The 26,070-nt window shown below is 49.6% G+C and carries 22 protein-coding genes; 20 read left to right on the forward strand and 2 right to left on the reverse strand.

All coding sequences use genetic code 11. The annotated features are described in order from the left end of the window. Window positions 1-104 precede the first annotated feature (104 nt). Window positions 105-1,436 (forward strand): PhoH family protein, encoded by a 1,332-nt coding sequence (locus ACN6MW_RS26750; protein WP_364141195.1) that lies wholly within the window; start codon window positions 105-107, stop codon window positions 1,434-1,436. Between the two features lie 122 nt (window positions 1,437-1,558). After that, window positions 1,559-2,851 carry an ABC transporter substrate-binding protein gene (locus ACN6MW_RS26755; RefSeq protein WP_419872865.1) on the forward strand — a complete coding sequence of 431 codons (1,293 nt, stop codon included), beginning with the start codon at window positions 1,559-1,561 and terminating at the stop codon, window positions 2,849-2,851. 66 nt (window positions 2,852-2,917) lie between these two features. On the opposite strand, the gene ACN6MW_RS26760 is transcribed toward ACN6MW_RS26755, so the two are convergent. Continuing rightward, window positions 2,918-4,024, reverse strand: coding sequence for a coiled-coil domain-containing protein (locus ACN6MW_RS26760; protein WP_419872866.1), 1,107 nt, complete (start codon window positions 4,022-4,024; stop codon window positions 2,918-2,920). Window positions 4,025-4,100: 76 nt separating this feature from the next. Between ACN6MW_RS26760 and ACN6MW_RS26765 the strand changes: the two genes are divergently transcribed. Continuing rightward, complete coding sequence (locus ACN6MW_RS26765; protein WP_419872867.1) at window positions 4,101-5,261, forward strand: class I SAM-dependent methyltransferase; 1,161 nt, start codon at window positions 4,101-4,103, stop codon at window positions 5,259-5,261. A 153-nt stretch (window positions 5,262-5,414) separates the two neighbouring features. On the opposite strand, the gene ACN6MW_RS26770 is transcribed toward ACN6MW_RS26765, so the two are convergent. Continuing rightward, window positions 5,415-5,651 carry a DUF2626 domain-containing protein gene (locus ACN6MW_RS26770; protein ID WP_053375484.1) on the reverse strand — a complete coding sequence of 79 codons (237 nt, stop codon included), beginning with the start codon at window positions 5,649-5,651 and terminating at the stop codon, window positions 5,415-5,417. Between the two features lie 276 nt (window positions 5,652-5,927). On the opposite strand from ACN6MW_RS26770, the gene ACN6MW_RS26775 reads away from it, so the two are divergent. The 17 genes from ACN6MW_RS26775 to ACN6MW_RS26855 all read left to right on the forward strand — a co-directional run bounded on the left by ACN6MW_RS26775 (window position 5,928) and on the right by ACN6MW_RS26855 (window position 25,556). After that, window positions 5,928-6,578 (forward strand): RsfA family transcriptional regulator, encoded by a 651-nt coding sequence (locus ACN6MW_RS26775; protein ID WP_364141183.1) that lies wholly within the window; start codon window positions 5,928-5,930, stop codon window positions 6,576-6,578. Window positions 6,579-6,719: 141 nt separating this feature from the next. Beyond that, window positions 6,720-7,712 carry a ketopantoate reductase family protein gene (locus tag ACN6MW_RS26780; RefSeq protein ID WP_419872868.1) on the forward strand — a complete coding sequence of 331 codons (993 nt, stop codon included), beginning with the start codon at window positions 6,720-6,722 and terminating at the stop codon, window positions 7,710-7,712. Window positions 7,713-7,718: 6 nt separating this feature from the next. After that, window positions 7,719-8,114 (forward strand): DUF3397 domain-containing protein, encoded by a 396-nt coding sequence (locus ACN6MW_RS26785; protein ID WP_364141177.1) that lies wholly within the window; start codon window positions 7,719-7,721, stop codon window positions 8,112-8,114. Window positions 8,115-8,262: 148 nt separating this feature from the next. Continuing rightward, window positions 8,263-9,903, forward strand: a complete 1,641-nt coding sequence (bshC, locus tag ACN6MW_RS26790; protein WP_419872869.1) for a bacillithiol biosynthesis cysteine-adding enzyme BshC — start codon at window positions 8,263-8,265, stop codon at window positions 9,901-9,903. Between the two features lie 21 nt (window positions 9,904-9,924). Then, a complete protein-coding gene (locus ACN6MW_RS26795) occupies window positions 9,925-11,190 on the forward strand; it encodes an adenosylhomocysteinase (RefSeq protein WP_419872870.1) in 1,266 nt (421 codons plus the stop codon). A gap of 115 nt (window positions 11,191-11,305) precedes the next feature. After that, entirely contained in the window at window positions 11,306-12,337 is a 1,032-nt protein-coding gene (locus ACN6MW_RS26800) for a DUF4349 domain-containing protein (RefSeq protein ID WP_419872871.1), read from the forward strand. A 146-nt stretch (window positions 12,338-12,483) separates the two neighbouring features. After that, window positions 12,484-12,921, forward strand: a complete 438-nt coding sequence (gene mraZ / locus ACN6MW_RS26805) for a division/cell wall cluster transcriptional repressor MraZ (RefSeq protein WP_419872872.1) — start codon at window positions 12,484-12,486, stop codon at window positions 12,919-12,921. A 30-nt stretch (window positions 12,922-12,951) separates the two neighbouring features. Continuing rightward, window positions 12,952-13,902 (forward strand): 16S rRNA (cytosine(1402)-N(4))-methyltransferase RsmH, encoded by a 951-nt coding sequence (gene rsmH, locus ACN6MW_RS26810; protein WP_419872873.1) that lies wholly within the window; start codon window positions 12,952-12,954, stop codon window positions 13,900-13,902. A gap of 23 nt (window positions 13,903-13,925) precedes the next feature. Further along, a complete protein-coding gene (gene ftsL / locus ACN6MW_RS26815; protein WP_364144448.1) occupies window positions 13,926-14,318 on the forward strand; it encodes a cell division protein FtsL in 393 nt (130 codons plus the stop codon). 56 nt (window positions 14,319-14,374) lie between these two features. Beyond that, window positions 14,375-16,633: a penicillin-binding transpeptidase domain-containing protein gene (locus ACN6MW_RS26820; protein ID WP_419872874.1), complete on the forward strand. Its 2,259-nt coding sequence runs from the start codon at window positions 14,375-14,377 to the stop codon at window positions 16,631-16,633. 139 nt (window positions 16,634-16,772) lie between these two features. Next, window positions 16,773-18,713 (forward strand): stage V sporulation protein D, encoded by a 1,941-nt coding sequence (locus ACN6MW_RS26825; protein WP_419872875.1) that lies wholly within the window; start codon window positions 16,773-16,775, stop codon window positions 18,711-18,713. A gap of 76 nt (window positions 18,714-18,789) precedes the next feature. Next, entirely contained in the window at window positions 18,790-20,277 is a 1,488-nt protein-coding gene (locus tag ACN6MW_RS26830) for a UDP-N-acetylmuramoyl-L-alanyl-D-glutamate--2,6-diaminopimelate ligase (protein ID WP_419872876.1), read from the forward strand. Further along, window positions 20,274-21,686 carry a UDP-N-acetylmuramoyl-tripeptide--D-alanyl-D-alanine ligase gene (locus ACN6MW_RS26835; RefSeq protein WP_419872877.1) on the forward strand — a complete coding sequence of 471 codons (1,413 nt, stop codon included), beginning with the start codon at window positions 20,274-20,276 and terminating at the stop codon, window positions 21,684-21,686. Before ACN6MW_RS26830 ends, ACN6MW_RS26835 begins: the two co-directional genes overlap by 4 nt. A 4-nt stretch (window positions 21,687-21,690) precedes the next feature. After that, window positions 21,691-22,647, forward strand: coding sequence for a phospho-N-acetylmuramoyl-pentapeptide-transferase (mraY, locus tag ACN6MW_RS26840; protein ID WP_419876460.1), 957 nt, complete (start codon window positions 21,691-21,693; stop codon window positions 22,645-22,647). 79 nt (window positions 22,648-22,726) lie between these two features. Then, window positions 22,727-24,175: a UDP-N-acetylmuramoyl-L-alanine--D-glutamate ligase gene (murD, locus tag ACN6MW_RS26845; protein WP_419872878.1), complete on the forward strand. Its 1,449-nt coding sequence runs from the start codon at window positions 22,727-22,729 to the stop codon at window positions 24,173-24,175. 46 nt (window positions 24,176-24,221) lie between these two features. Next, window positions 24,222-25,319: a stage V sporulation protein E gene (spoVE, locus tag ACN6MW_RS26850; RefSeq protein WP_364141147.1), complete on the forward strand. Its 1,098-nt coding sequence runs from the start codon at window positions 24,222-24,224 to the stop codon at window positions 25,317-25,319. Window positions 25,320-25,325: 6 nt separating this feature from the next. After that, window positions 25,326-25,556 carry a hypothetical protein gene (locus ACN6MW_RS26855; RefSeq protein WP_419872879.1) on the forward strand — a complete coding sequence of 77 codons (231 nt, stop codon included), beginning with the start codon at window positions 25,326-25,328 and terminating at the stop codon, window positions 25,554-25,556. Window positions 25,557-26,070: the final 514 nt, after the last annotated feature.

The raw sequence follows: 26,070 nt of genomic DNA on the forward strand, positions 1-26,070 counted from the left end.
TTCTCATTCACAAAACTAAAAGTCACCAATCCGCCATAGTTTACCCGTAGAAGCGTATTGCTATGTATGGCCTCTAATGAATATCCAACGCCGGGAGGGTTCTCATGAAAAAAATATTCGTGCTCGATACAAATGTGCTGCTTCATGATCCGCAAGCAATTTTTGCTTTCGATGATAATGAAGTCATAATTCCCGCGGTCGTGTTGGAGGAAATTGATTCTAAGAAGAGGTTGGCTGATGAATTAGGAAGAAATGCGCGCCAAATCTCGCGTCTGCTTGACAAGATGAGAGAAAAAGGGCATTTGCACGAGGGAATCGAGCTTCCAAGCGGCGGCTTGCTGAAGGTGGAATTGAATCACCGCAGCTTTATGCGCGTGCAAGAGATGTTCGGAGAAATGACAAACGATAATCGGATTTTGGCGGTTGCGCTGAATTACCATATAGAGCAGGAGAACGAACCGGAGAAACAAAGCATCGTGTTGGTGAGCAAGGATGTGCTCGTTCGGATTAAAGCCGATGTCCTCGGCTTGCAGGCTCAGGATTATTTATCGGATCGAGTGGTTGTCTCGTCGGATTTTTATGCGGGTTATATGACGTTGTACGTGCATCCCGCTGTGATCGATGAGTTTTACACCTATCGCTTCCTAACGGTGAACAACATGCATTTGAACATTCGGTTGAACCCAAATGAGTTTGTTATCCTAAGAGATGAGATGGGTACCTCTAAATCTGCCCTGTTGAAAGTCAGCCTAGATGGGGCCAGGCTGGAGCCGTTATTTTTAAGCAATGATCCCGTCTGGGGCATAACGGCGCGCAACGCGCAGCAGCGCATGGCGCTGGAGCTGCTTCTAAATGATGATATCCCGCTCGTAACGCTCTCGGGCAAGGCAGGGACAGGTAAGACACTGCTGGCGCTTGCGGCAGGGCTTCTGAAGACGGAGGATGAGCATAAATACAAAAAGCTGCTGATCGCGCGTCCGGTGGTACCGATGGGCAAGGACATCGGATATCTGCCCGGCGAGAAGGAAGAGAAGCTACGTCCATGGATGCAGCCGATCTATGATAATTTAGAGTATTTGTTTGATACGAAGAAGTCGGGCGACATCGATAAAATATTGATGGGCATGGGAAGCATTCAAGTCGAAGCGCTGACTTATATCCGGGGCCGATCGATTCCAGGGCAGTTCATCATTATAGACGAAGCGCAAAACTTAACGAAGCATGAAGTGAAAACGATTGTGTCACGGGTAGGCGAAGGAAGCAAAATCGTACTGATGGGCGATCCGGAGCAAATCGATCATCCTTACCTCGATTCCATAAGCAACGGTCTAACCCATATCGTGGAACGTTTTAAAGGAGAAGGAACAAGCGGCCATATGACGCTGGAGAAAGGCGAACGTTCCAAGCTGGCACAGCTCGCGGCTGATTTATTGTAAGCAGAGGCCCCCTCATCGTCGAGGGGGCCTTTTTTTTATCGTCAAGCCACGTTCATTTGGACAAAGCCGCCATTTATTGTTATCCTATTTTTAGTAGATTTAAGGATGAAAGGAAGAAAGCTGTGACTCCCAGAAAATATGTGCCGTTTTTATTGGGCACTTTACTGTTAGCCGCATTGTTGCTTATCCCCTTCTCAAGAGATACGAATCCGACAAGCGTAAGGAAGCCGGATGGGAAATCAAATGTCCAGCCTGTGCCGGGAGAGCTTGTCATCGACCAGCTTGCCAATATTCATGTAAACGTTTCCTTGCCGGATTCGCAGTTCAAGGAGCTGCAGGAACTTAATCGGAATTTTATGATGAAATATCCACATATCCAAGTAAAAATAACGAATGAGCCGTCCAAAGACAGCGCATATGACCTGTGGTCGCTTCAAAGCCAGCAAGGTGAAGCCGCGGATATCATCCTACTTGATAATGGATGGGTACGGCCCTTCGCCGTACGCGGGTTTCTAAAGCCAGCAGACAGCGTCATGACGGGAGATTCGCTTTCCGACCAGCTGACGGGACTGCTTGACCCGCTCAAGTGGAACGGATACCTATGGGGCGTCCCCAAAGATTTGAATCCTTATACGATCGTGTGGAGCAGTTCGCTTCTTGCGGAAGCCGGCTTAAAAGAACCCCCTGCGGATTGGAATGCGTATCAGGCGGCCGCTTTTAAAATCATCGAGCTTCATCCGCAGGCCAGCATCGTGAATTGGAGCGTGGGTGATTTACAGCAGCAGATCGTATGGCTGGCAGCCTTTCAATCCGAGCCAAGCCGCATGCTGAATGTTTTTCCGGTAAACGCCGCGCAAGCGCTTCAGCTCGCATGGTTTCAAGAGCTGGAGGCAAAGATTAGCCGGATAAATGGAGATGAAAGAGAACGGTTAGACGAGGCATTTCAAAAAAACCAGTTGCTTGCAGCTATTATTCCATGGAACGAATACGAGGAGCTTGAAGAGGCTACACGCAATAAACTGATCGTCGATCGGGATCAAATCATTTACCCTTGGCTCAACGGGCGCAGCTACGTGATCTCATCCAGCAGCGCAAACGAAGAAGAAGCGATGGTTTGGATACAGGAGATGACCGATATTAACAACCAGCAGATCAGCTATGACCGTACGGGGCAGCTCCCTGCCAGGGCATCCCTATATGCGTTTAACGGCTCTCTTCAAAGCAAACAAACCCATATTCCGCCTGCATGGTGGAAGAAGGTGCTGGATACGAAAAAAACGGATGCGGAGCTAGCAAACCCGGATCCGTTATGGCCGGAAAAATGGAGGCAGCGAGAGCATTTGTGGAAAACATTTTCCGTGAACCGCTTCGAAATAGCTGCTTATCTTGAAGCGTTAGAAGCGCTGGAAAAGTGAAATGAGCCTGCCTCGTCAACCTTGAGGCAGGCTCATTTTTGTCGAAACTTTAGTGAGGATGAACCGCTAAAGCTTAAGGCTTAGCTTAATCGTCAGCTCGCCGTCCTTCATCTCAACGGAATTCGCATTTAGGAAGGAGACAATCAAATCAGGATAGAAACCTAGATCGAACTCTTTTTCCAATGCGCTTCTTGTCGTGTCGGGCAGCGCAAAGCCATTAAATAAAAGCTCGTCGACATGGAATAGGATGGCATTCTTAGGATCGTTCTCAATAGTATAATGGCCGCTTATTTTAATCTCCATATTATCCCGTTTGCCTTGCGCGATGACTTTTCCGTCTACGAAATCGAATGCGAAATTGTTGAAAATATCATTTTGCTCACGTAAAAAAGAATTTAAATCGTCTTCGGGCACGCGAATGGTGTATTGGAATCCTTTAATTTCAAGCAGTTCCTTATGATCCTGCACCCAGCTAGGCAGTTTCCCCATCGCTTTCGACAACGCGCGGAAATATTGCTTCACCTCATCGATGCCGGCAGTTTCCCAGTACGAGGTGAGCTCTTTCATTAAGATTCGGATACGATCGGCATCGGATCGGCCAGAAAGCTCCTGATTAAGCTGCTGCTCGAGCGCCAGCACCCGCTCTCTCTGCGTTCTAAGCTGCTCCTCGATGGCAATCAGCTCGTCCTTCCTCGTTTCAAGCTGGGTGTAGCCCTCCTTGACCTTCCGATATTGCTCAACGTATGTATTCAAGGTATGCTTGTCTTGGGTAAGTATAATTTCTGCATAATCCAGCATTTGAAACAGTTCCGACAAAGAATCGAACGATAGAAGAGCGCTGAGCAAAAAATCTCTTTCTCCCATATAATAAGCGCGCAGGACACTGCCTGCTTCATCTTGTTTGTCCGATATTTGCTGCTCTTGCAGCATGAGCTGCCTCTCCGTATCCGTCATGGTCAGCGTAAGCTGCTCTTTCTGTTCCCCGATGCGTGCGATCTCTTTGTCGATTTCTACGACGGATAAGCTTTTTTCAAGCAAGGAATGCATATCCGCCTCATCGTCAGTAAGAGGCTCAGCCCACGCTGGGGTCCGAAAAAACAGCAATGCGATAACGAGCATCGCCGTGGCTGCTACGGAAATACGATTACGCTTGGCTGGCAAAGTCAACGGCATCGTCCCTCCTCAGCAATCATTTTATGCGGCAATCCATTCTATTATATCTTACAATTGGAAAAGGATGAACCTTAACATGAACGAAAAAGAGCTCGCAGCCGCCATCGGTGCCGACATTGCGGCATCATCTTTATTGGGATGGCATGCCGATTCATGCGGCAATGACCGCAGCGTGCCTTGTATTTCTTTTTTAAGCTACATGGCTGCATGCTTATACGATGAGAAAAATGGCTATTACCGGTCGGGACCTGTCCGCGTGGGGAAGGAAGGGGACTTTTATACAAGCTCGGGCATTGGCCAGGTGCTTGCGGAGGTGCTTGCGGATTATGCCCTTTCTTATAGCAGAACGTTAAATGAACCGTTAAAGCTTATCGAATGGGGGGCGGGAACGGGCAGATTGTCTGCACAAATTGCCGCAGCCGGAAGAAAGCGAAGCCCTGACTGGAAATCGGATTTTCAGTCTATCCTGATCGAGGATCATCCCCTGCATATTGAAACGGCGAAGCAAACCTTTGACGGGATGAACAGTCCGGACGAGGCGGTTCAGGAGCCGATTCTTGCTGCATCGGCGGACGCTTGGGTAGCAAGCTGGCTGAGAGAGCCGGCTCTGGTCATTGCAAACGAGCTATTGGATGCGTTTCCGGTACATGTTGTGACTTGTAAGAATGGACAGCTTGTGGAGATTGGCGTTGCCGGCAATGAAGCGCACGGTTTTTATGAGGTATATATGCCGTTATCGGATTCCAGGATAAGCGGTTGGTTAGCGAGGGATGGCATACAGCTTAGGGAAGGACAGCGTACGGAGATTCATTCCGGCGCAGCCGAGTTTTTGAAGAAGCTTGGAACTGCGATGACGAAGGGGAGGCTGATGCTCATCGATTACGGCCATGAGGCTGATGAATACGCGGCGGAGCATCGGATGCAGGGTACGTTAATGTGTTATTGGCGGCATATGGCCAGCGACAGCCCGTACATCCGGATCGGCCAACAGGATATGACTTCGCATGTACCGTTTACATTCGTTCGGAATGAAGCGCTGGCAAGCGGATGGAAAGTTACTGGCTTTATGACCCAAAAGCAGTTTCTGATTGAAAACGGGGTTCTGGAGCTGCTGCAAAATCATGGCAGCACGGATCCCTTCAGCAAAGAAATGCGACAAAACCGTGCGGTTAGGCAGCTGCTTCTCAGCGATCAGATGAGCGAAGCATTTAAGGTCATGGTGTTGGACAAAATATAGCCCGTACATAGAAAAAAAGGTGCCATCCTAAAGGATGAGCACCTTTTTTTCATGTAATACAAGTATGTACAGCTGATGCTGATACGTTACTTATACTCCGTACCTCATAAGCTCTTTGGAAGGGCTTGCCCCGCGAAAACGCGGTTGCCTTTGTTAGAACGGCAAGTCCATCTTGAAGACAGACCAATACGTGAAACCCACGAATGAAATGATCATATATCCCCAGAACATAACGATGTAAGTTCTTTCGGAGAAATTCAAGTAACCTAGAAATACGAAAGCAACGGCCTGCGCGAAAAACAGAAGCGCAAATTCCGTCATATGGCCTGCGAAAGCCATTAGTCCGATTACCAGGGTCCAAAAGCCAAGTACCCGATACATGCGTGCCATGATAATATCCCCCTCTCGCTGCGACCCGATTTTCTAATGATCATTATAACGTTTGGCGAAATAAGTGTAAACCAAAATCAGTGACGAAATCGCAAACTTTTTGTTTGCATACGGTTAATGCCTGCATACTACGATATAGTTTGCTCAAATATAAGAGCTAACATGTATGAGCGGGAGAAAAAATGGTTATACAAATTAGTATCCAATAGATTCTATGAACTCTACCAAGGGCATAGAGATAAAGTAAGCGCCTTTACGTTAGGAGGTTTTCGTTGCATGACAGCAGTTAGACAAGATGCGTGGAGTCCGGACGATGATTTAATTCTCGCCGAGGTTACGCTACGCCATATTCGCGAAGGAAGTACCCAGCTTGCAGCTTTTGAGGAAGTCGGTGAACGAATCGGACGTACATCCGCAGCCTGCGGATTCCGTTGGAACAGCTGCGTTCGCAAAAAGTATGAGGATGCCATTCAAATCGCTAAGCAGCAGCGCCAGAAGCGAAATTATTTGAAAAAACAAACGATTGTCGCAACGCCTCATGTTTCATCGATTGCCGTATTCGAGACGGATGAACGTGGTTTCAAGCAAGAGAACGGAACCATTGAAGAAGGTCTGTCGGTTGATGCAGTTATTCGTTTTCTCCGTGGATGGAAGACGACCTATCAGGATTTAACGCGTCAAATTAAATGGTATGAGAAGGAACTGAAAGAAAAAGAGGATGAGCTGTTTCGGTTGCGAGACCAGAATGAGAGATTGTCCAAAGAAGTTAATAACGTTCAAACCGATTACCGCGCCGTGAATGATGACTACAAAACACTGATTCAAATTATGGACCGCGCGAGACGGCTTACCGTATTGACGAACGAGGATGAAGCAAAGCCCAGATTTAAGATGGATGCCAACGGCAACTTGGAACGCATTGAATAAGTTATAAAATGAAAATAAGCGGGGCTGGCCAACTTTAGGCCGGTCTCGCTTTTTTACGTGACGGCTAAAATGAGTTGCAATATTTTCCACAAGTTTGATACGATAATGGCTAAACAGGGTTGTCCGGAGGGAGTACCAGGGGTGCGAATTGATGTAGTGGGGGGAGGCTCGCTTGGGCTGCTCTATGGGGCCAAGCTGGCAGAGGCAGGCGCTGGAGTAACGATTTGGACGCGCAGCAAGGAGCAAGCAGCTTCGTTAACCGACCAGGGAGCATTGGTGCGCGGGCTCGGCGGGACATCCGAGCGAGTAATCCGAGTACAGGGCGAATGGATTGGACATGCTGACCGCGCCGGAATAAGCACCGGGAATGGAGCTGGATTACACTGGCTTGTGCTCGCCGTTAAACAAACGGATGTGAACGAGCGGCTGTTAGAGTTGCTTGATCGCCTTACTGCTGGCTCAGACGGTTCGCGGACGCCGATCGTCTGTTTACAAAACGGTATCGGACATTTGGAACGCATTAAGTCCGCCCTTCCTAACAACCGATTGATTGCCGCAGTCACGACAGAAGGAGCGAAGAGGCTCGACGCTCGTTCGGTTGAGCATACGGGCACAGGAGAGCTTTGGCTCGGAGAATGGACAGGAAACGGGCGAAAACAGGACAATGCAGAAGATATTCCGTTGAAAAAGTTGATTTCCATGCTGCATTCGGCAGGATTTGCCTCATTTCTGTCGAATGATTTGGAGAATCGGATTTACAATAAACTGCTAATTAATGCGGTTATAAACCCGTTGACAGCTATATTCGATGTGGAGAACGGGGAGCTTCCGCTCCATCATTCCCGCGAGCGGCTGATGCGGGCGTTATTTGAGGAATCCGAGCTTATTTTGGTAAAAGCAGGGATGGCCAAACCGGAGGACGGCTGGCAGCTGATTTTGGATGTATGCAAGAACACCCGCCGTAACATTTCCTCTATGCTAAGCGATATTCGAGCAGGAAGAGCGACAGAAATAGATGCAATCAATGGCGGTATCGTCATGCTTGCCAAGAAATCCGGGCAGCAGGCACCGCTTAATCAAGCTATAGTAGAATTCGTAAAAACGCTGCATCCGAAGCCGAGTATGGGGGAATGAAGCACGATGGAATGGATATGGGAGAGCATCAAGCATGTATATGCGTATTTGGCCGTTATTCCAATCATACCTTTTGCGATCGTATTATTTGGTTACGGGGCATATATTCAAGACCGAAAAAAAGCGTTTCGGATGGCCATGGACGTTACTACCGGATTGCTGATCGGATGCGTAGCCGTTTTATTCGACAAGCTGTTCAACAGCCAATTCGGCCTATACGGTATTTTGTTGTTTATGCTGCTAGGCGGCGGCTTGCTGGGTAACGCCCAATTTCGCAAGCGGGGCAAGATTGACGGCAAAAAGATTTTCCGGACGATTTGGAGGCTCAGCTTTTTTACGATGAGTTTGCTGTATCTTGTCTTCATGTGTATCGGAATTGGCAAATTAGTGTTCACCGCCTAAGCGAATAAATTCGCATCATGCGCCTCTTTTAAATAGAGGCGTTTTTGTTTTGACGGACGGCTTCCCCTTTGTGTACAATTAAATGGTTAAGTTTTTTTCATATAAAGTCGCATAGACGACTATAAAGCGGGAGGTTACAGGCTGCGCTATGAGAAAAGAATCGTATTCATTGCCAAGCGCTCAGCCTTTGACAGAGGCTTATATACATCGGACAGATGACCGCATCGATGCCTTGTACGGCTATCATGCGGGAGCGGATGAGGATTGGGAACGGCGCTTTAAGCGATTGGAGCAAAGCCGCGATACGCGGGTCGATGCTGTTGCAATCGCAAATGCGCTGCGCGCGTATAACGAGGCGTTTGCCTCTGCGCCGGAAGTATTTGCGTCCATTTCTGCGATTGCAGAAGGAGCTCCGGTCGTCGTCGGGGGTCAACAAGCAGGGTTATGGACGGGGCCTCTGCTCGTCATACATAAGGCGGTATCCATTATCGGCGCGGCGAAATCTGCAAGCGAGCAGCTCGGGCAGACGGTAGTGCCTGTTTTTTGGATTGCCGGCGAGGATCATGATTGGGATGAAGCCAACCATACTTACGTGCTTACAGCCGAGCAGGAGCTGCGCAAGCTGTCCGTGCAGCGGCCGGAAGGCAGCCGAACATCGGTCAGCCGTACGGGCATTGACGCGGTTACGTGGGAGCAACTCCTTCAAGACTTGGAGCAAGCTCTGCCTCCTTCCGAGTTTAAGCCTGTTCTGCTTGATGAATTAAAACAAATGTCCACAAAGGCAAAGTCGTTATCTGATTTTTTTGCCATGATCATCAGCCATTTGTTTGGAACGCAGGGCTTGGTGCTGTTAGATGCCGACTATGAGGGCATTCGCCGGCTGGAAGCTCCAATGTTCAGAAAAATCATTGCAAGGAACGATGAATTAGAGAAGGCTTACGCAGCTTCCGCCGCACAGGTCAAGGAACTTGGTTATGAGCTGCAAGCGGATGTTACGCCCGGCAGCGCCAATGTGTTCCTCTTCAACGAAGCGAGCGGCGAGGAAAGAACGCTGCTTCACAAGAAGGACGGCCTATTTCAAGACCGTAAAGGCCAGGTGTCCCTGACTCTAGACGAGCTGTTGTTTATCGCGGACGAAAAGCCTCAGCAGCTTAGCAATAATGTCCTTACCAGGCCGCTGATGCAGGATTATTTATTCCCGGTGCTTGCTGCCGTGCTGGGTCCCGGCGAGATCGCTTATTGGGCTTTGACCGGAGAAGCTTTCCGTACGTTAGGCATGGAGATGCCAATCATCGTTCCTCGCATGTCGTATACGTTGATTGAGGGAACGGTAGCCAAGCATATGGGCAAATATGAGCTTTCATTCGAGGACGTCATGGTCCGTTTCGAGGAACGCAAAGGGAAATGGCTGAAGGAGCAGGACGGATTGTCGATCGAAGAGCAATTCGAGGATGCGAGGCAGACCTTCGAACAGATGTACAAACCGCTGCTTGAACTGGCGACATCCGTTCAGCCTTCGCTGGCTAAACTGGGCGATACGAATCTTCAAAAAATCGTGGAGCAAATCAACTATATGTCTACGAAGACCGTTGATGCCTTCAACAAGCAATTTGAAGCATCCACGCGCCAGCTTGACCGGATCCATCATTCGGTTAAACCGAATGGAAAACCACAAGAGCGCGTGATGAATATGACGGCTTATTGGAACCGGTACAGTTTGAGCTGGTTGGAGAAGCTGCTTGAAGCGCCGTATAACCGGACCGGCGGACATGAAATCGTATATTTATAGAATAACAGGAGGTAAAAAGATATGAGTACAGCTGATAAAAGCATTGTTGCCGATTTGTCTTTGGCACCCGAAGGTCATTTGAAGATTGATTGGGTAGCCGCGCATATGCCGGTATTGAATACGATCCGCGAGCAGTTCGAGAAGGAGCAGCCGTTTAAAGGTCTTAAAGTAACGATCGCTCTTCATTTGGAAGCAAAAACCGCTTATTTGGCAAAGGTTGTTAAAGCCGGCGGCGCTGATGTTACGATAACAGGCAGCAATCCGCTGTCAACGCAGGATGATGTGTGCGCTGCGCTTGTTGAAGACGGCATTACGGTATACGCGAAATACAATCCAAGTCCGGAGGAGTTTAAGGCGCTTAACGTAAAAGCGCTTGAATGGAAGCCGGATCTGATCATTGACGATGGCGGCGACCTGGCGACGATTTTAAATTCGGAGCATCCGGAATTCGCTGAGAACCTGCGCGGCGGAGCGGAAGAAACGACGACCGGGATCATCAGGCTGAAAGCGATGGAGAAGGATGGTTCGCTGCGCTTCCCGATGGTAGCGGTCAATGACGCATATTGCAAGCATCTTTTTGATAACCGCTACGGCACAGGGCAATCGGTATGGGACGGTATCAACCGCACCACAAACCTGATGGTAGCCGGGAAAACGGTTGTCGTTGTCGGGTACGGCTGGTGCGGAAAAGGCGTAGCGATGCGTGCGAAGGGTCTTGGCGCCAATGTCGTTGTTACGGAAATCGATGCCATCAAAGCAGTTGAGGCTTATATGGACGGTTTTGCCGTCATGCCTATGATTGAAGCGGCAAAGGTTGGCGAATTTTTCGTTACGGTTACGGGAAATCGCGATGTCATTCGCGGCGAGCACTATGAGGTAATGAAGGATGGAGCCGTCATTTCCAACGCCGGGCACTTTGACGTGGAAGCGAACAAGCCGGAACTTGCCGCATTGTCGTCAAGCGTACGTACCGTTCGCCGCAATATCGAAGAGTATAAGCTGCAGGACGGACGCAGCATTTACCTGCTGGCTGAAGGTCGTCTAGTCAACTTGGCTGCCGGCGACGGTCATCCGGCGGAAATTATGGATATGACATTCGCGCTGCAAGCCGTAGCTTTGAGATACGTGAACGAGCAATACAAAACCATCGGCAGCAAGGTTGTCAATGTGCCTTACGAGCTGGATGAGCAGGTTGCGAGACTGAAACTGCAATCGCTTGGCTTTGGCATCGATACGCTGACAGAAGAGCAGAAGTCGTATTTGGACAGCTGGAAAGAAACAGAATAACAAAAAGAGAGAAGCCGCGAGCTATTGCGGCTTCTTTTTTATTTGAATGGAGAATCATGTAACCTTTTATTCCCATCCATCGTCAGAAGGGTAATAAATAGAAGGGGGTTTCACCATGCAAAAATATAAAAACGGGTTGGTTAAAAATGCGTTCATTTTTCTGCTTTTGATTTTTTTCATGGCGATGGCTGGCTGCTCATCCGCTAACGAAAATAAGGCGTCTTCAAACGGAGGGGGAGCAACGGAATCCAAATCCGATTCATTGGCGGCAAGCAATGAAAATGCCGGCATGGCGGGAATTGAATCTGAAGCTGCCAGTAATGCCGCTGCTGCTGAAAATAACGAATCGGTTCCGACGGCTGGCGGAGGGTTTGACTCCGAGACTGCTTTGGCAGCGGATGGAAATGGTTTAAATCAAAAAATTATTTACACGGCTAATCTCAGCATGCAGGTCGATGATCTCGAAGCTGCCGGGACCACGCTGCGCAATGCGATCCATCAGAGCGGAGCTTATATCCTGCAGTTTCAAGATACGAAGCATGAAGGGGAAATAGGCGCGAGCTACACGATAAAAGTGCCGGCTTCCGGATTCATGTCTTTTATTGAGCGGATCGAGAAGATTAAACATAATGATTTTGAACGAAATATCGGCGGGAAAGACGTATCGGAAGAATATGTCGACCTCGAATCCCGATTGAAAGCAAGACAGCTCGTAGAGACAAGGCTTATATCCATGATGGATAAAGCGGTAAAGGCTGATGATTTGCTGAAATTTTCGCAGCAGCTCTCTGAGGTGCAGGAGGAAATCGAACGCATAAAAGGCCGAATCCGGTATTTGGATAATAACGTAGCCTTCTCGACAGTGGAGCTGCGGATGTACCAAACGAATCAAACGCTGAATAATAAGAGCACGGAGGTCCCGAAATTGGGCGGCAGGATGTCTGATGCCTTGGCAAACAGCACGAAGGTCGTTTGGGACGCAATTAACCTCTTGCTGGTTATATTGGCTGGAGCCGTTCCCGTGCTGGTGCTGCTGGCCGTAATCGGCATTCCTGTTTTATGGTTTTACCGCAAAGGAAAACAGAAATCGATAAAGAAGACGAAAGCGGATGATGGAGACGATGATCCCCAAGCGCCGATTGTTTAATTATTAATAATCATTAATACTATGAAATATTTCAGAAAAATCCTGCTCATGGAGCAGGATTTTTATTTTAGGTGGCGAACTATTGTATCTTAGTGGGGAAAAGTGGGGCAAAGTGGTGGATATGGGGGAAGGGGTGGTTCGTAATCATGTTTATGGGTGAATATCAACATAGCATTGATGAGAAAGGCCGCATCATCATACCTTCCAAATTCCGCGATTCGCTTGGGACCTCGTTTATTGCTACCCGCGGTTTAGACAATTGCTTATTCGTATATCCCATGAGTGAGTGGGGCGTATTGGAGCAAAAGCTAAAATCATTGCCGCTTATGAAATCAGATGCACGGGCGTTTACCCGGTTTTTCTTTTCAGGAGCGACCGAATGTGAGCTTGATAAACAGGGAAGGGTAAATATACCTGGACATCTTCGCGAATATGCAAAGCTGGACAAAGATTGTATGGTGCTCGGCGTCTCGAGCCGCGTTGAAATTTGGAGCAAACAGACTTGGGACGGCTATTACGAGCAATCGGAGCAAACCTTTAACGAAATCGCAGAGAAGCTCGTCGATTTCGATTTTAACTTCTAGAATGGACAACAAGAATGGGAGGGCTGAGGCGTGTTTCAGCATATTACAGTGCTTTTGGAAGAAGCGGTTGACGGTTTGGCTATTAAGCCGGACGGCATTTACGTCGATTGTACGCTTGGAGGGGCGGGCCATAGCGAGCTTATCGCGTCCCGTTTAGGCGAAGGAGGGCGGTTAATCGCATTCGATCAGGATGACTTGGCGCTGGACAATGCTCGCGTTAGGCTTGCTCCTTATATGGATAAGGTAACGCTGGTTAGAAGCAATTTCCGCGATTTGGAGCAGGAGTTAAGAGGCTGCGACGTTCCGATGCTTGACGGTATTCCGCAGGTCGACGGCATTCTGTTTGATTTAGGGGTGTCAAGCCCGCAGCTTGACGAAGCGGAGCGTGGCTTCAGCTACAACCATGATGCCCCGCTTGATATGAGAATGGATCGGGAAGGTGACCTTACCGCCCATGAAATCGTCAACACCTGGGATGAACGCGATATTTCCCGCATTTTGGACCGGTACGGCGAAGAAAAGTTCGCGCGTTCAATCGCAAGAAACATCGTGAAGGCGCGCGAAAAGGCGCCCATCGAGAAAACGGGCGAGCTTGCCGAATTAATCAAGCTGTCCATCCCTGCCGCAACCAGGCGCACGGGAGGCCATCCCGCCAAACGCTCCTTCCAAGCGCTTCGCATTGCAGTTAACGATGAGCTAGGAGCAGAGGAAGAAGCATTGGAGCAGACGATTCGATGTTTGAAGCCGGGAGGCAGAGCATCCGTTATCACGTTCCATTCGTTAGAGGATCGTATCTGTAAGCAACTGTTCGCTAAGTTCGTGGAAAAATGCACATGTCCGCCTGATTTTCCGTTATGCGTCTGCGGAAACAAAGGATCGGTGAAATTAGTAAACCGCAAGCCGATTGTTCCTTCCGAGAGAGAGCTCGAGCTTAATCCGCGGGCAAGATCGGCAAAGCTAAGAATAGCAGAAAAATTGTAAGAGGGGGATTTTAATTGGCGTACGTGAATGGCAATCTAGCGATGCAACCGAAGCGAAAGCAGGATCAGCAGCCCGCTATAAAGGAAACGAAACGACTTGTAAAGACACGCAAATCCATACCCGTGCAAGAGAAGCTGCTGTATATGTTCACCGTATTGATGTGCGTTGTAGTCGCTGGCGTCATTATTTTCCGGTATGCGCAAATCTATGACATGAACTTGGAAATCAAGAAGCTGAATAACAATTATCAGACGATGAACATCGAAATGCAAGATTTGAAGAAACAGGTAGAGATGCTTAGTGATCCTGAACGCATTCGCGAGCTGGCTGAGAAGCAAGGAATGGTTAGCTCGATCGAGGGCGGGATAACTGTCAACACTGGCGAAACCGAGATAAAATCGGCAATGAGTGAATAGGGTGAACAATGATGAAAAAAAAAATTAGGGCACGGACACTGTTGTTTGGAGGGGTAATGACCCTCCTTTTTCTCATTTTAATAAGCAGAATCTATGTTGTTCAGGTAGTAGAAGGCGCAAAATGGTATGAACTGGCGAAAAAGAGATGGTCAACCGAAGAACAGCTGGTGGCCAAACGCGGCACGATCGCGGATCGTGACGGCAATGTGCTGGCAATGGATACAATCGCCTACAATGTTTCCGTTAATCCGCAGTTAATCAACGAAGAGGGACTGACGGAAGAAATCATTGACGGCTTGCATGATATCCTTGGCATTTCCAAGGAAGAGCTTCGTAAAAACGTAACAGCCAAGAAGGAAGACGGCGATTTTCTTGTGCATCGGGAGATCCGCAACGGAGGCTGGCAGATCGACAAGGCGCTGGCCGATAAAATTAGAAAATTCCGCGAAGAGTTGGCCAAGGAAAAAAAGGTTTATGACGTAGGCATCGATTTGGCGGAAAGCTTGAAACGATATTATCCGAGGAAAACATTGGCTTCGCAGGTTGTCGGCTATTTGAATAAGGAAGGCGCTGCGATGACAGGTATTGAAGCTTCTTTTGACGAGCAGCTAAGCGGAGAAAACGGACTTATCAAATACGAAAAAGACGGAAAACGCGTTCAGCTGTCTGAAGGCGAAGTTGAATATAAGCCTGCGGAGGACGGCCAAAACATTCAATTAACGATCGACAGCGATATCCAGCATTACGTCGATGAAGCGCTGCAGGAGATTCAGAAGAAATACGCGCCAAAAAGCGCAACGGCGATTGCGGCCGACCCGAATACGATGGAAATTTTGGCCATGTCGAACATTCCTCAGTATGACCCAAACGAATATTGGAAAAACAATGCAAACTCCTATAACCATGCGATTAAATCTTTGTACGAGCCCGGTTCTACCTTCAAAATCGCAACGCTTGCCGCGGCAGTCGAAGAAGGTGTATTTAATCCGGATGAAACGTACAAATCAGGAAGAATAAAAATTAAAGGCATTCCTAATCCGATTCGGGATATCAAGCGTGAGGGCTGGGGGACGATTACATTCCTGGAAGGCCTTAAATATTCAAGTAACGTCGCGTTCGTTAAGCTTGGGTATGAAAGACTCGGCGAAGAGAAGCTGAGAAAATATTATACGGATTTTGGCTTTGGACAGAAGACAGGCATTCAGCTTGGAAGCGAACTAAAGGGTTCGATCCGCTTTCAATACCCAAGCGAGATCGCGAATGCGACGTTTGGTCAAGGGGTTTCCGTAACGCCGATCCAGCAGGTCGCCGCAGTTGCGGCGGTTGCGAACGGTGGAAAATTGCTTCAGCCTCAAATCATAAAAAGCATTACGGATCCGAATACCAAGTCGACTACGAATATCGAGCCTAAGGTCGTTCGTCAAGTGATTTCGGAGGAAACATCACGTAAGGTTGGCGAATATTTGGAGCAGGTTGTATCGGATCAGGAGAAGGGCACAGGCAAAAACGCATACATCGAAGGCTACCGCGTAGCCGGGAAAACGGGTACAGCCCAAAAGGTAGACGGCATAAATTATTCCGACACAAAATTCGTCGTGTCCTTTATCGGTTATGCGCCGGTAGACAATCCGAAAATCGTCGTATATATCGTAGTCGATGAGCCGAACGACTCCCTAGTAGGGGGTGGTACGGTTGCGGCTCCGGCATTTAAGCAAATTGTACTGAAAAGCTTGCGCAAGATGGGAGTGGCGCCTAATTACGCGGCCGATTCGGAAAATGCGGCAAAGGAAGTCACAATGACGATTCCTGATGTCACGGATTTAAAAGTAGACCAGGCGAAAGCCGAGCTGAAAGCAAAAGCGGTGAGTTTTGAGCTTGTAGGCAACGGCAAAACGGTCTTGCAGCAAATACCGGCCGCCGGATCGTCCGTACATCCAACGCAGCGAATCTATTTGATTACAGAGCAGAAGGAAAAACTCGCTATTCCTGATTTGAAGGGCGTGTCGCTTCGGGATGCCCTCGAAATCACATCGCTTATCGGGATACGCCTCATTCCAGAAGGACAAGGCTTTGTCGTATCCCAGAAGGAAGAGACGTTAAACAACGTAAGAGTATTAAAGGTTGTACTCGCTCCTCCGACTGGTGCTGACGGGGTAGTCGGCTCTCAGGATGCGGAAACGGATGCTGCAGAAAATGAAGAAAAAGCCGCTTCCGCTGGAAATGAATCATCAGACGAGGGGCAGCCAGCCGGAACGGATGAGGCAGCAGATTCCGCTTCGAACGGCAGCAGCCCGAATAATACCGCTGCCGAGTAAGGCTTGAAGAAACATAAACCGGCAGCGTAAAGCTGCTATAGCTATAAGCTTGTTCTATCCTCCGCTTGTCCCGAATAGTCTGGGAATGAGCGTCAAAGTACGCTCCTTTCGAAACCGTCAAGCGGAGGGGGAACAAGTTGTGAAGGTATCCAATGTAACGGTTAGGCGACGTTTATTTATCGTGCTAATATTGGCTGGGGTTTCATTCCTCGCCTTATGTTTGAGACTTAGCTTTGTGCAGCTATGGCAAGGCGAGGAGTTGGCCGACAAGGCAGAGAATTCATGGCGGCGCGATATTCCGTACGTGGCAAAGCGAGGCGAGATAGTTGACCGCAACGGCATCCAGCTTGCGTATAACGTCAGCTCGCCTACCGTATATGCCATCCCTGTTCAAATTAAGGACAAACAAGCGGTGGCCGCAGCGCTTGCGCCGCTTCTGGACATGTCGCAGGAATCGCTTTATGAAAAAATCAAAACCAAAAAGATGATCGTTAAGCTTGGTCCCGGCGGGCGCAAAATTACGATCGACAAAGCAGATCAAATTCGAGAGCTTGCACTTCAGGGGATTGTTGTCGCAGAAGACAATAAACGGTTTTATCCTTATGGCAGTTTGGCGGCTCATGTTCTTGGATTTACAGGTATCGACAATCAAGGCTTGACCGGCATTGAAGCCAAATACAATACCGAGCTGAGCGGGATCGGCGGCAGCGTGTCTTTCCTGTCGGATGCGGCGGGCAGGCAAATGCCCAATTCCTCAGACACTTACGTCGAGCCGAAGGACGGGCTGACGATGCAGCTCACCATCGATAAACAAATTCAGACGGTTATGGAGCGCGAGCTGGACCAAGCGATGACCAAGCTGCAGCCGGACGGCATTATTGCCATTGCGATGGATCCGAATAACGGTGAAATACTTGGCATGGCCAGCCGGCCTACTTATGAACCTGATAAATATCGCGAGGTACCCACGGAGGTTTACAATCGGAATCTTCCGATATGGATGACGTACGAGCCTGGTTCGACATTCAAAATCATTACGCTTGCCGCCGCTTTGGAAGAGAAGAAGGTCGATTTGACGAACGAGCGTTTTTTTGATCCCGGTGCGATCGAGGTAGGAGGAGCGAGACTCCGCTGCTGGAAAAAGGGCGGTCATGGCAGCCAGACCTTTTTGGAGGTTGTCGAGAACTCTTGCAACCCTGGTTTTGTAACTCTCGGCCAGCGGCTGGGAAAAGAGAAGCTGTTCGATTATATTAAAAACTTTGGCTTCGGAACGAAAACGGGCATCGATATTGGCGGCGAAGAGAACGGCATCTTGTTTAAGCTCAGTCAGGTCGGGCCTGTAGAGCTTGCAACAACCGCCTTCGGACAAGGCGTTTCCGTTACGCCGATTCAGCAAATCACAGCCGTCTCCGCGGCAATTAACGGCGGTACGCTGTATAAGCCGCATGTCGCAAAAGCGTGGATCAATCCAGAAACCGGAGCGACCGTGGAAACGGTCGAATCAGAGACCGTACGAAAGGTCATTTCCGAAGATACCTCAAAGCAGGTCCGTGAAGCGCTGGAGAGCGTGGTCGCGAAGGGGACAGGGCGGAATGCCTTCATCGACGGTTATCGCGTAGGCGGCAAAACCGGTACGGCCCAGAAGGTTATTAACGGACGTTATTCGCCAAACGAGCATATCGTATCCTTTGTCGGTTTTGCTCCAGCGGACGATCCGCAAATCGTCATCTATGTTGCCGTGGACAATCCGCAGGGCATTCAGTTCGGCGGCGTCGTAGCCGCGCCGATCGTTCGCAATATTATGGAGGATGCGCTTTCGATTTTGGAAATTCCTGCACGCGAGAAACAAATCGATCGGATCTATAAATACGGGGAAACACCGATCGTTACCGTTCCGAATTTGATTGGCAAGACCGTGTCGGACTTGTATGAGGATATGACGATGGATTTCACGCTAACCACGGCCGGTTCCGGTAAAACGGTCATTCGCCAAGCTCCGGCGGCAGGCACTCGCGTAGACCGCGGTTCGACGATTCGCATCTATTTGGGCGAAGAAGATAATATATCCCACTCCCATTGACTATAATGGTACTTAACGAGGGTGCCGCAGGCGTCTTTATGGATTCCTGCCGGCGCTGTAGGGAGGAGTGGGGCAGATGCGTTTGAAGGATGTCGCGGAGCTGCTTATAACCGCGCGGCTCATTGGAGACGGGGAAACGGAACTGACGGGAATCGAAACCGATTCGCGGCTCATCACCGAAGGCCAATTGTTTATCTGCTTGCGGGGGCATACCGTTGATGGCCACTTATTCGCACCTCAAGCGGCGGCTGCCGGGGCTGCAGCGCTTATTGCGGAACGCGAGCTTGACCTGCCGGTTCCCCAAATCATTGTCAGGGACTGCCGGTTAGCCATGGCTGTCGTCGCTAATCATTTTTATAGGTACCCTAGTGATGCGGTAAGGCTGATTGGCGTGACAGGAACGAACGGCAAAACAACGACGACCTATTTAATTGAGCAAATTTTGAACGATCAGAAGCTGCCAACGGGTGTCATCGGAACAATTGAGCGCCGTTTTGCAGGTTGTTCCTATCCGATGACGAGCACGACCCCTCAGACGCTTCAACTGCAGCGCTACCTTGGCGAAATGCGCGATGCAGGCACCCAGTATTGTGCCATTGAAGTATCGTCCCATGCCTTGGAGCAGGGCAGGGTGAAGGGCTGCCGTTTTCGAACGGCAGTCTTTACGAACCTTTCGCAGGATCATCTGGATTATCACGAAACGATGAATCGATACGCGGCTGTAAAAGGATTGTTTTTTTCCAGGCTTGGCAATGTCTACTCTGCGGAAGAATCCGTACGGACCTATGCCGTGTTGAATGCCGACGATCCTTTGGCAGCCGAATACGCGGAGTTAACAGCGGCGGAGGTCGTGACATACGGTATCGACAAGGATGCGGATGTCCGCGCCTCGAACATCAAAATTACCTCGAAGGGAACAACCTTTCATGTCCAAACGTTTCGGGGCGAAATCGATGTTGTTTTGCAAATGGCAGGGAAGTTTAATGTATACAATGCGCTTGCGGCAATAAGCGCCGTACTTATTGAAGGAGTAGAGCTTTCTGCCATTACGGCCAGCTTAAGCTCGATACCTGGCGTGCCTGGACGTGTAGAGGCCGTGAATGCCGGTCAGGATTTTGCCGTCATAGTCGATTATGCGCATACGCCGGATGGCCTCGAGAATGTTTTGCGGGCAATCGAGCAATTCGCCGAAAAACGGATTATTTGCGTTTTTGGGTGCGGAGGAGACCGTGATCGGACGAAACGGCCGTTAATGGGAAATATCGCGGTGAAGTACGCTGATTACGCCATCATCACATCGGATAATCCTCGAACGGAACCGCCGGAACTCATTTTAAAGGATATTGAAATTGGACTTATAAACAGCAAAAAGGATCCTTCGTCATATGAATTTATTATAGATCGCAGAGCAGCAATTCAAAAAGCGGTTGAAATGGCAAGCCCAGGCGATGTAGTATTGATTGCGGGGAAAGGCCATGAAACCTACCAAGACATTAACGGAACCAAGCATCCGTTCGATGATCGAAAAGTAGCGAAAGAAGCGATAAGGGGAATCATACATTGATTAAACGTACGATCAAGCAAATTGCCGAAATGAGCGGCGCAAAATGGAATGGAAACGATGCAGAGCTTTTGATAACGGGCGTAACGACTGACTCGCGGCAGGCTGCCGCGGGCCAGTTGTTCATCCCGCTCGTCGGCGAGCAGTTCGACGGGCATGCTTATCTTGAGCAGGCTATTCATAACGGAGCGGTTGCTGCGCTCTGGCAGAAGGGACGCGAGGTGCCGGCATCGCTTGAAGGCGTGCCGCTTCTCATCGTAGGGGATACGCTCGTCGCCCTTCAGCGATTAGCAACGGCTTATCGCAGCGAGCTTGTCGTTCGCGTGGTCGGCATTACGGGAAGCAACGGGAAAACGACTACCAAGGATATGACGGCTTCCATACTGGGAACCACCTATAAAGTCCACAAAACAGAAGGTAATCTTAACAATCATATCGGGCTGCCGCTAACGGTGCTTCAGCTTGAAGAAGATACCGAAGTAGCGGTACTTGAGATGGGAATGAGCGGTTTTGGTGAAATTGAGCTGCTCACGAAGATCGCTCAGCCAGATGCGGCCATCATAACGAATATCGGCGACGCCCACTTGCTTCAGCTCGGTTCGAGAGCAGGCATTGCAAAAGCAAAACTCGAAATCGCCCTCGGGCTAAGCGAGGACGGCTTGCTGCTTTACAACGGCGATGAGCCGCTTCTGGATGCAGAGCTGCAGCGTGCCATACTCCCTGCGGGCATCGTGCGCCGTACCTTTGGATTATCCGAGCGGAATGAATGGTCAGCCGCGGACATCGTGATTGAATCGGAAGCCGCCACTTTTACCGCGCTCTTCAATGGGACGCCAAGCGGACTTGGGACCGTTCGCATTCCGGTTCCCGGGCAGCATAACGTCAGCAATGCGCTTGCCGCAATCGCGGTTGGCCGATTCTTTGGGGTTCCGGCTGCAAAGATTGCAGAAGGTCTAAGCTATTTGAAGCTGACAGGCATGCGTATTCAGCCGGTGCGCGCGTACAACGGCGCGATGATCCTGAACGACGCCTATAACGCAAATCCAACAGCCGTTCGCGCCGCGATTGACCTTGTGGAGCAGTTGGACGGTTTTAGCCGCAAATGGATTGTTCTCGGCGATATGCTCGAGCTTGGTCCGGAAGAGCAGGCACTGCATTTTGAGACAGGGGCCTATATTTCACCGGGCAAGGCGGATATCGTCCTAACGTTCGGGCCGCTTGCCGTACACATTGCGAAAGGCGCCAAGTCGCGCTTTCCGTCTGCCGCGAACGAAGCCGTAAAACATTTCGGAGACAAAGATGAGCTTGCCGGATGGCTGCGCAGTCATCTGGAGCCAACTGATCTCGTGCTGATCAAAGGCTCTCGTGGCATGCGGATGGAACAGATTGTCCAAGCATTGGAAGTGGGGTGAGGACATGGACATGATGGTCATTTTATTTTCGATTGGCGCCTCATTCCTGCTAGCGGTTTTGCTTGGACCATTGTTCATACCGCTGCTTCGCCGCTTAAAGTTTGGTCAACAGATCCGTACGGAAGGCCCTCAGAGCCATTTGAAAAAAAGCGGAACGCCGACAATGGGCGGCATCATCATTATGTTTGCGCTGATGATTGCTTTCTTGAAGTTCTCAGACAAAACACCCGAGTTTTGGGTACTGCTGACGGCCTCGCTTGGCTTTGGGCTCGTTGGTTTTCTCGACGATTACATTAAAATCGTATTCAAAAGGTCGCTTGGCCTGACGGCAAGGCAAAAGCTGTTCGGCCAGCTTTTATTCTCTATCATCGTGTGCGCAATGCTCTACAATATGAATCACAGCACCGAAATTACGGTACCTGGTACAGGCTGGGGCTTCGATCTCGGCTGGTTCTATTATCCGCTTGTCGTGATCATTATGTTCGCGGCGAGCAACTCCGTTAATTTCACCGATGGCTTGGACGGTCTGTTAGCGGGGACGAGCGCGATTGCGTTCGGCGCTTTCACGGTTGTTGCATTGCAAACATCCGCGCATGAATCGGCCGTTTTCTCGGCTGCCATGGTCGGCGCTGTATTAGGCTTCCTCGTATTTAACGCCCATCCGGCGAAAGTGTTCATGGGTGACATGGGCTCGCTCGGCATTGGGGGCGGGATCGCGGCCGTTGCTATTTTGACGAAAACGGAGCTTCTGCTCATCATAATCGGCGGTGTGTTCGTACTTGAAATGCTATCTGTTATTTTGCAGGTAGGCTCCTTCAAGCTGCGGGGCAAGCGTATTTTCAAAATGAGTCCCATTCATCACCACTTCGAGCTGATCGGCTGGTCGGAATGGAAGGTTGTTACCGTATTTTGGCTTGTCGGTTTAGTTCTTGCAGCAATCGGGTTACTATTTGTAATATAGTAAATAAAAATGAAACGGAAAGCGGCTTCCAATTTTATTTGGAGCCGCTTCATGTATCCAATGGAAGGGACTGTCAGAAATGAATCATCCGGCATCGTATGAAGGCCGCCGAGTAGTCGTATTAGGCTTGGCTAGAAGCGGAGTAAGCGTCGCAAAGGTATTTCATCAGTTTGGCGCGGAAGTCGTCGTTAACGATATGAAGAGTCGCGATTTATGTCCCGAAGCGGATGAATTAACTGCTTTGGGCATTTCTGTGCTATGCGGTTATCATCCCGATGATTTGATTACGGAAGATACTGCGCTGCTCGTTAAAAACCCCGGAATACCGTATTCGTCTTCGCCTGTTCAACGCGCAGAGGAGCTAGGCGTGGAAGTGATTACGGAGGTTGAAGCGGCTTACTGGCTTTCGCCGGCCCCCATCATAGGCATTACGGGCTCCAACGGCAAAACGACAACGACAACTTGGCTTGGTGAAATTTTAAGCGCAGCGGGCTTAAAGCCGATCGTAGCGGGCAATATCGGCCGACCTCTTTGCGAAGCGGCGCTCGAAGCAACGCCTGATCAGTGGATTGTAGCGGAGCTCAGCAGCTTCCAACTAAAAGGAACGAGCGCATTCCGTCCCCATATAGCGCTGTTGTTAAACATTGCGGAGACGCATCTGGATTATCACGGCGATATGGATGATTACGTGAATTCAAAAGCCAAGCTGTTTGATAACCAAACCGAGGACGATATTGCCATCATCAATTGGGATGACCCGGAATGCAGGGCGTTATCCGAGTTTTTGGTTGCGGAGCTCGTTCCGTTCTCCTTATACGAAAAGCTGGAATCGGGAATATATATCGATCCTCCATTCGAGCGGGGCGCTGACAGCCCTAAAGCCGGCGATGAAGAGGATTCAGCCATCGTAAGGCAAATCGTTTTCCGGCAGGCTGACGGCGTGGAAACGAAGATTTTGCCTGTATCCGAGCTTGGCATACCGGGCGTTCACAACGCCGCTAATGCCCTTGCGGCCATAGCAGCGAGCATTGCCGCAGGAGTAGCGCTGGAACAGCTTATAGCGCCGCTCAGGGAGTTTAAAGCCGTAGAACATCGCCTCGAGTTCGTCAGGGAAGTGAACGGGGTTAAATATTACAATGATTCAAAGGCGACGAATGCCGTTGCAACGACAATAGCGGTAAAATCATTCAACGCTCCTATCGTGCTAATCGCAGGCGGTCTTGACCGCGGCTCCGATTACATGGAACTCGAGCCTTTATTCCGAGAGAAGCTGAAGGCGCTAGTCGCTTTCGGCCAAACAAGCGAGAAGCTGTCCCGCGTAGCGGAGCTGGCAGGTTTAGCTAAGATCGAAATCGTCGAACCTAGTGATGACGCCGAAGCGGTCCTAAAGCAAGCGGTGAAGCAAGCTGCGGCTATCGCGGAGCCAGGTGACGTCGTGTTATTGTCACCGGCATGTGCGAGCTGGGATATGTTTGCATCGTATGAGCAAAGAGGGCGCATTTTTAAAGATTCGGCGCATACCTTGTAAGTAGGGGGCATGTCCCTACTTACCCAACCTAAGAGGTGTGTTCGCTATGGCCAAAGCACGATCTGCCCCGGATATTTGGATGCTGTCCGCAATAGGGCTTATTCTCGCCATCGGTTTGATTATGGTTTACAGCGCCAGCGCTGTGCTTGCTTTTCATGAATTTGGCGACCGTTTCTATTTTGTGAAGCGGCAGCTATTATTTGCGGGACTAGGCATCGGTGCGTTACTATTTACGATGAACACTCATTATACCGTGTGGAAAAAGTGGGCGCCGATGGCATTGATCGTCTGTTTTGGCCTGCTGCTGCTCGTGTTGGTTCCTGGAATCGGCGTCGTACGCGGCGGTGCGCGGAGCTGGCTCGGCATCAGTTCCTTTGGCATTCAGCCGTCTGAATTTATGAAACTGGCCATGATTTTATTTTTATCAAAATGGCTTTCCGATAAGCAGCAAACGATCACGCAGTTCTCGAAGGGGCTAATGCCTCCGCTTGGGCTGGTTGGACTAGCCTTCGGCTTGATCATGCTGCAGCCGGATCTGGGAACAGGCGCGGTTATGGTAGGCGCATCTTTGATTCTTATCTTCACGGCAGGTGCCAGAATGGCCCATTTGGGCGGATTGGCGCTTATCGGTGCGGCAGGCTTTGTCGGACTTATTATTGCCGCGCCCTATCGTTTGAAACGGATCACGAACTTCCTTGATCCTTGGGCAGACCCGCTCGGCGGGGGTTATCAAATCATTCAATCCTTGTATGCGATCGGACCCGGCGGATTAGTAGGACTGGGCTTAGGGATGAGCCGCCAAAAGTTTAGTTATTTGCCAGAGCCGCAAACGGATTTTATTTTCTCGATCTTAGCCGAGGAGCTCGGATTTATTGGCGGGGTAACGCTTATTCTATTATTTTTAATTGTGGTATGGCGCGGAATCCGTGCCGCGATCGCTGCCCCGGATACATTCGGAAGCTTGTTAGCAGTCGGCATCACAGGTATCGTCGGCGTGCAGGTTCTTATAAATATCGGCGTCGTCATCGGCATGATGCCGGTAACAGGGATTACCCTGCCTCTCGTCAGCTACGGCGGTTCGTCCCTTACGCTTCTCCTAACCGCGCTGGGTATCTTATTGAACATATCACGGTATTCGAGGTGAGGCTTCATGCCGGCTTCGTTAAACGACGGGGAGGACAAGAGCGGCCTTTCCGTTTCTCATGCGCTAGGGATGGGTACCGATTTGTATTGGGTGAAAATGAGGCTGGCTTGCAAAGCAGCAATATTTATAGTAGCAAGCTTTAGGAATCAAGCAGGGTTTAGGGATATTTTGAATCTGGGCACAAATGTCCGGCTACGAAAGATTTGCATTGCTTTGAAGCAGGTGCAAATGTTCTAGCCGGATTCTGCTGTCATGATGGCGAAAAATAAGCGATTATGTAGAAAAATTAATTTTTCATTCAGATTGTCATTTTAATGAACGAGAGATGGAATATATTACATACCCTAATATTGAATAGAACGGGCAAATTCCGAAGAAGCATTGCCGATTCGATTGGTGCCTGATTTGATAAATGGACGGAGCTGCTTAGGACGGCAGCAGCCGTGCTGTCGGCGCGCAGCAGCCGTCTATACTTTTTTCGTCCGCAGCATTTGGAAGCATGGTGAACGCGCTTAATGGCCCCGTATAGGCCTTTGTCACACAAGAGCCTATAAAGGCATAAGATACACTATATTCGTGACCGTCGCCCTAATGGAGCGGTTATTGCAGCATAAAGACCTGAAGGCAGCCGCTTCGGGCTTGTTGACAGGAGACTCGAATCGTTTTATTCTCATTTTTTACAGCTAAGCATCTGCTAACGTTCAGGTTTTGCTTCACAAAACCTAAGCGAATGCTTACGAAGCAGGTTTTG

The organism is Pristimantibacillus sp. PTI5 (assembly GCF_048572955.1).
Lineage (GTDB): Bacteria > Bacillota > Bacilli > Paenibacillales > Paenibacillaceae > Pristimantibacillus.

Coding starts and splice junctions, on each gene's coding strand:
- ACN6MW_RS26750 (WP_364141195.1), top strand. CDS start 105: ATGAAAAAAATATTCGTGCTCGATACAAATGTGCTGCTTCATGATCCG.
- ACN6MW_RS26760 (WP_419872866.1), bottom strand. CDS start 4,024: ATGCCGTTGACTTTGCCAGCCAAGCGTAATCGTATTTCCGTAGCAGCC.
- ACN6MW_RS26765 (WP_419872867.1), top strand. CDS start 4,101: ATGAACGAAAAAGAGCTCGCAGCCGCCATCGGTGCCGACATTGCGGCA.
- ACN6MW_RS26770 (WP_053375484.1), bottom strand. CDS start 5,651: ATGGCACGCATGTATCGGGTACTTGGCTTTTGGACCCTGGTAATCGGA.
- ACN6MW_RS26775 (WP_364141183.1), top strand. CDS start 5,928: ATGACAGCAGTTAGACAAGATGCGTGGAGTCCGGACGATGATTTAATT.
- ACN6MW_RS26785 (WP_364141177.1), top strand. CDS start 7,719: ATGGAATGGATATGGGAGAGCATCAAGCATGTATATGCGTATTTGGCC.
- bshC (WP_419872869.1), top strand. CDS start 8,263: ATGAGAAAAGAATCGTATTCATTGCCAAGCGCTCAGCCTTTGACAGAG.
- ACN6MW_RS26795 (WP_419872870.1), top strand. CDS start 9,925: ATGAGTACAGCTGATAAAAGCATTGTTGCCGATTTGTCTTTGGCACCC.
- ACN6MW_RS26800 (WP_419872871.1), top strand. CDS start 11,306: ATGCAAAAATATAAAAACGGGTTGGTTAAAAATGCGTTCATTTTTCTG.
- mraZ (WP_419872872.1), top strand. CDS start 12,484: ATGTTTATGGGTGAATATCAACATAGCATTGATGAGAAAGGCCGCATC.
- ACN6MW_RS26820 (WP_419872874.1), top strand. CDS start 14,375: ATGACCCTCCTTTTTCTCATTTTAATAAGCAGAATCTATGTTGTTCAG.
- ACN6MW_RS26830 (WP_419872876.1), top strand. CDS start 18,790: ATGCGTTTGAAGGATGTCGCGGAGCTGCTTATAACCGCGCGGCTCATT.
- mraY (WP_419876460.1), top strand. CDS start 21,691: ATGGACATGATGGTCATTTTATTTTCGATTGGCGCCTCATTCCTGCTA.
- murD (WP_419872878.1), top strand. CDS start 22,727: ATGAATCATCCGGCATCGTATGAAGGCCGCCGAGTAGTCGTATTAGGC.
- spoVE (WP_364141147.1), top strand. CDS start 24,222: ATGGCCAAAGCACGATCTGCCCCGGATATTTGGATGCTGTCCGCAATA.
- ACN6MW_RS26855 (WP_419872879.1), top strand. CDS start 25,326: ATGCCGGCTTCGTTAAACGACGGGGAGGACAAGAGCGGCCTTTCCGTT.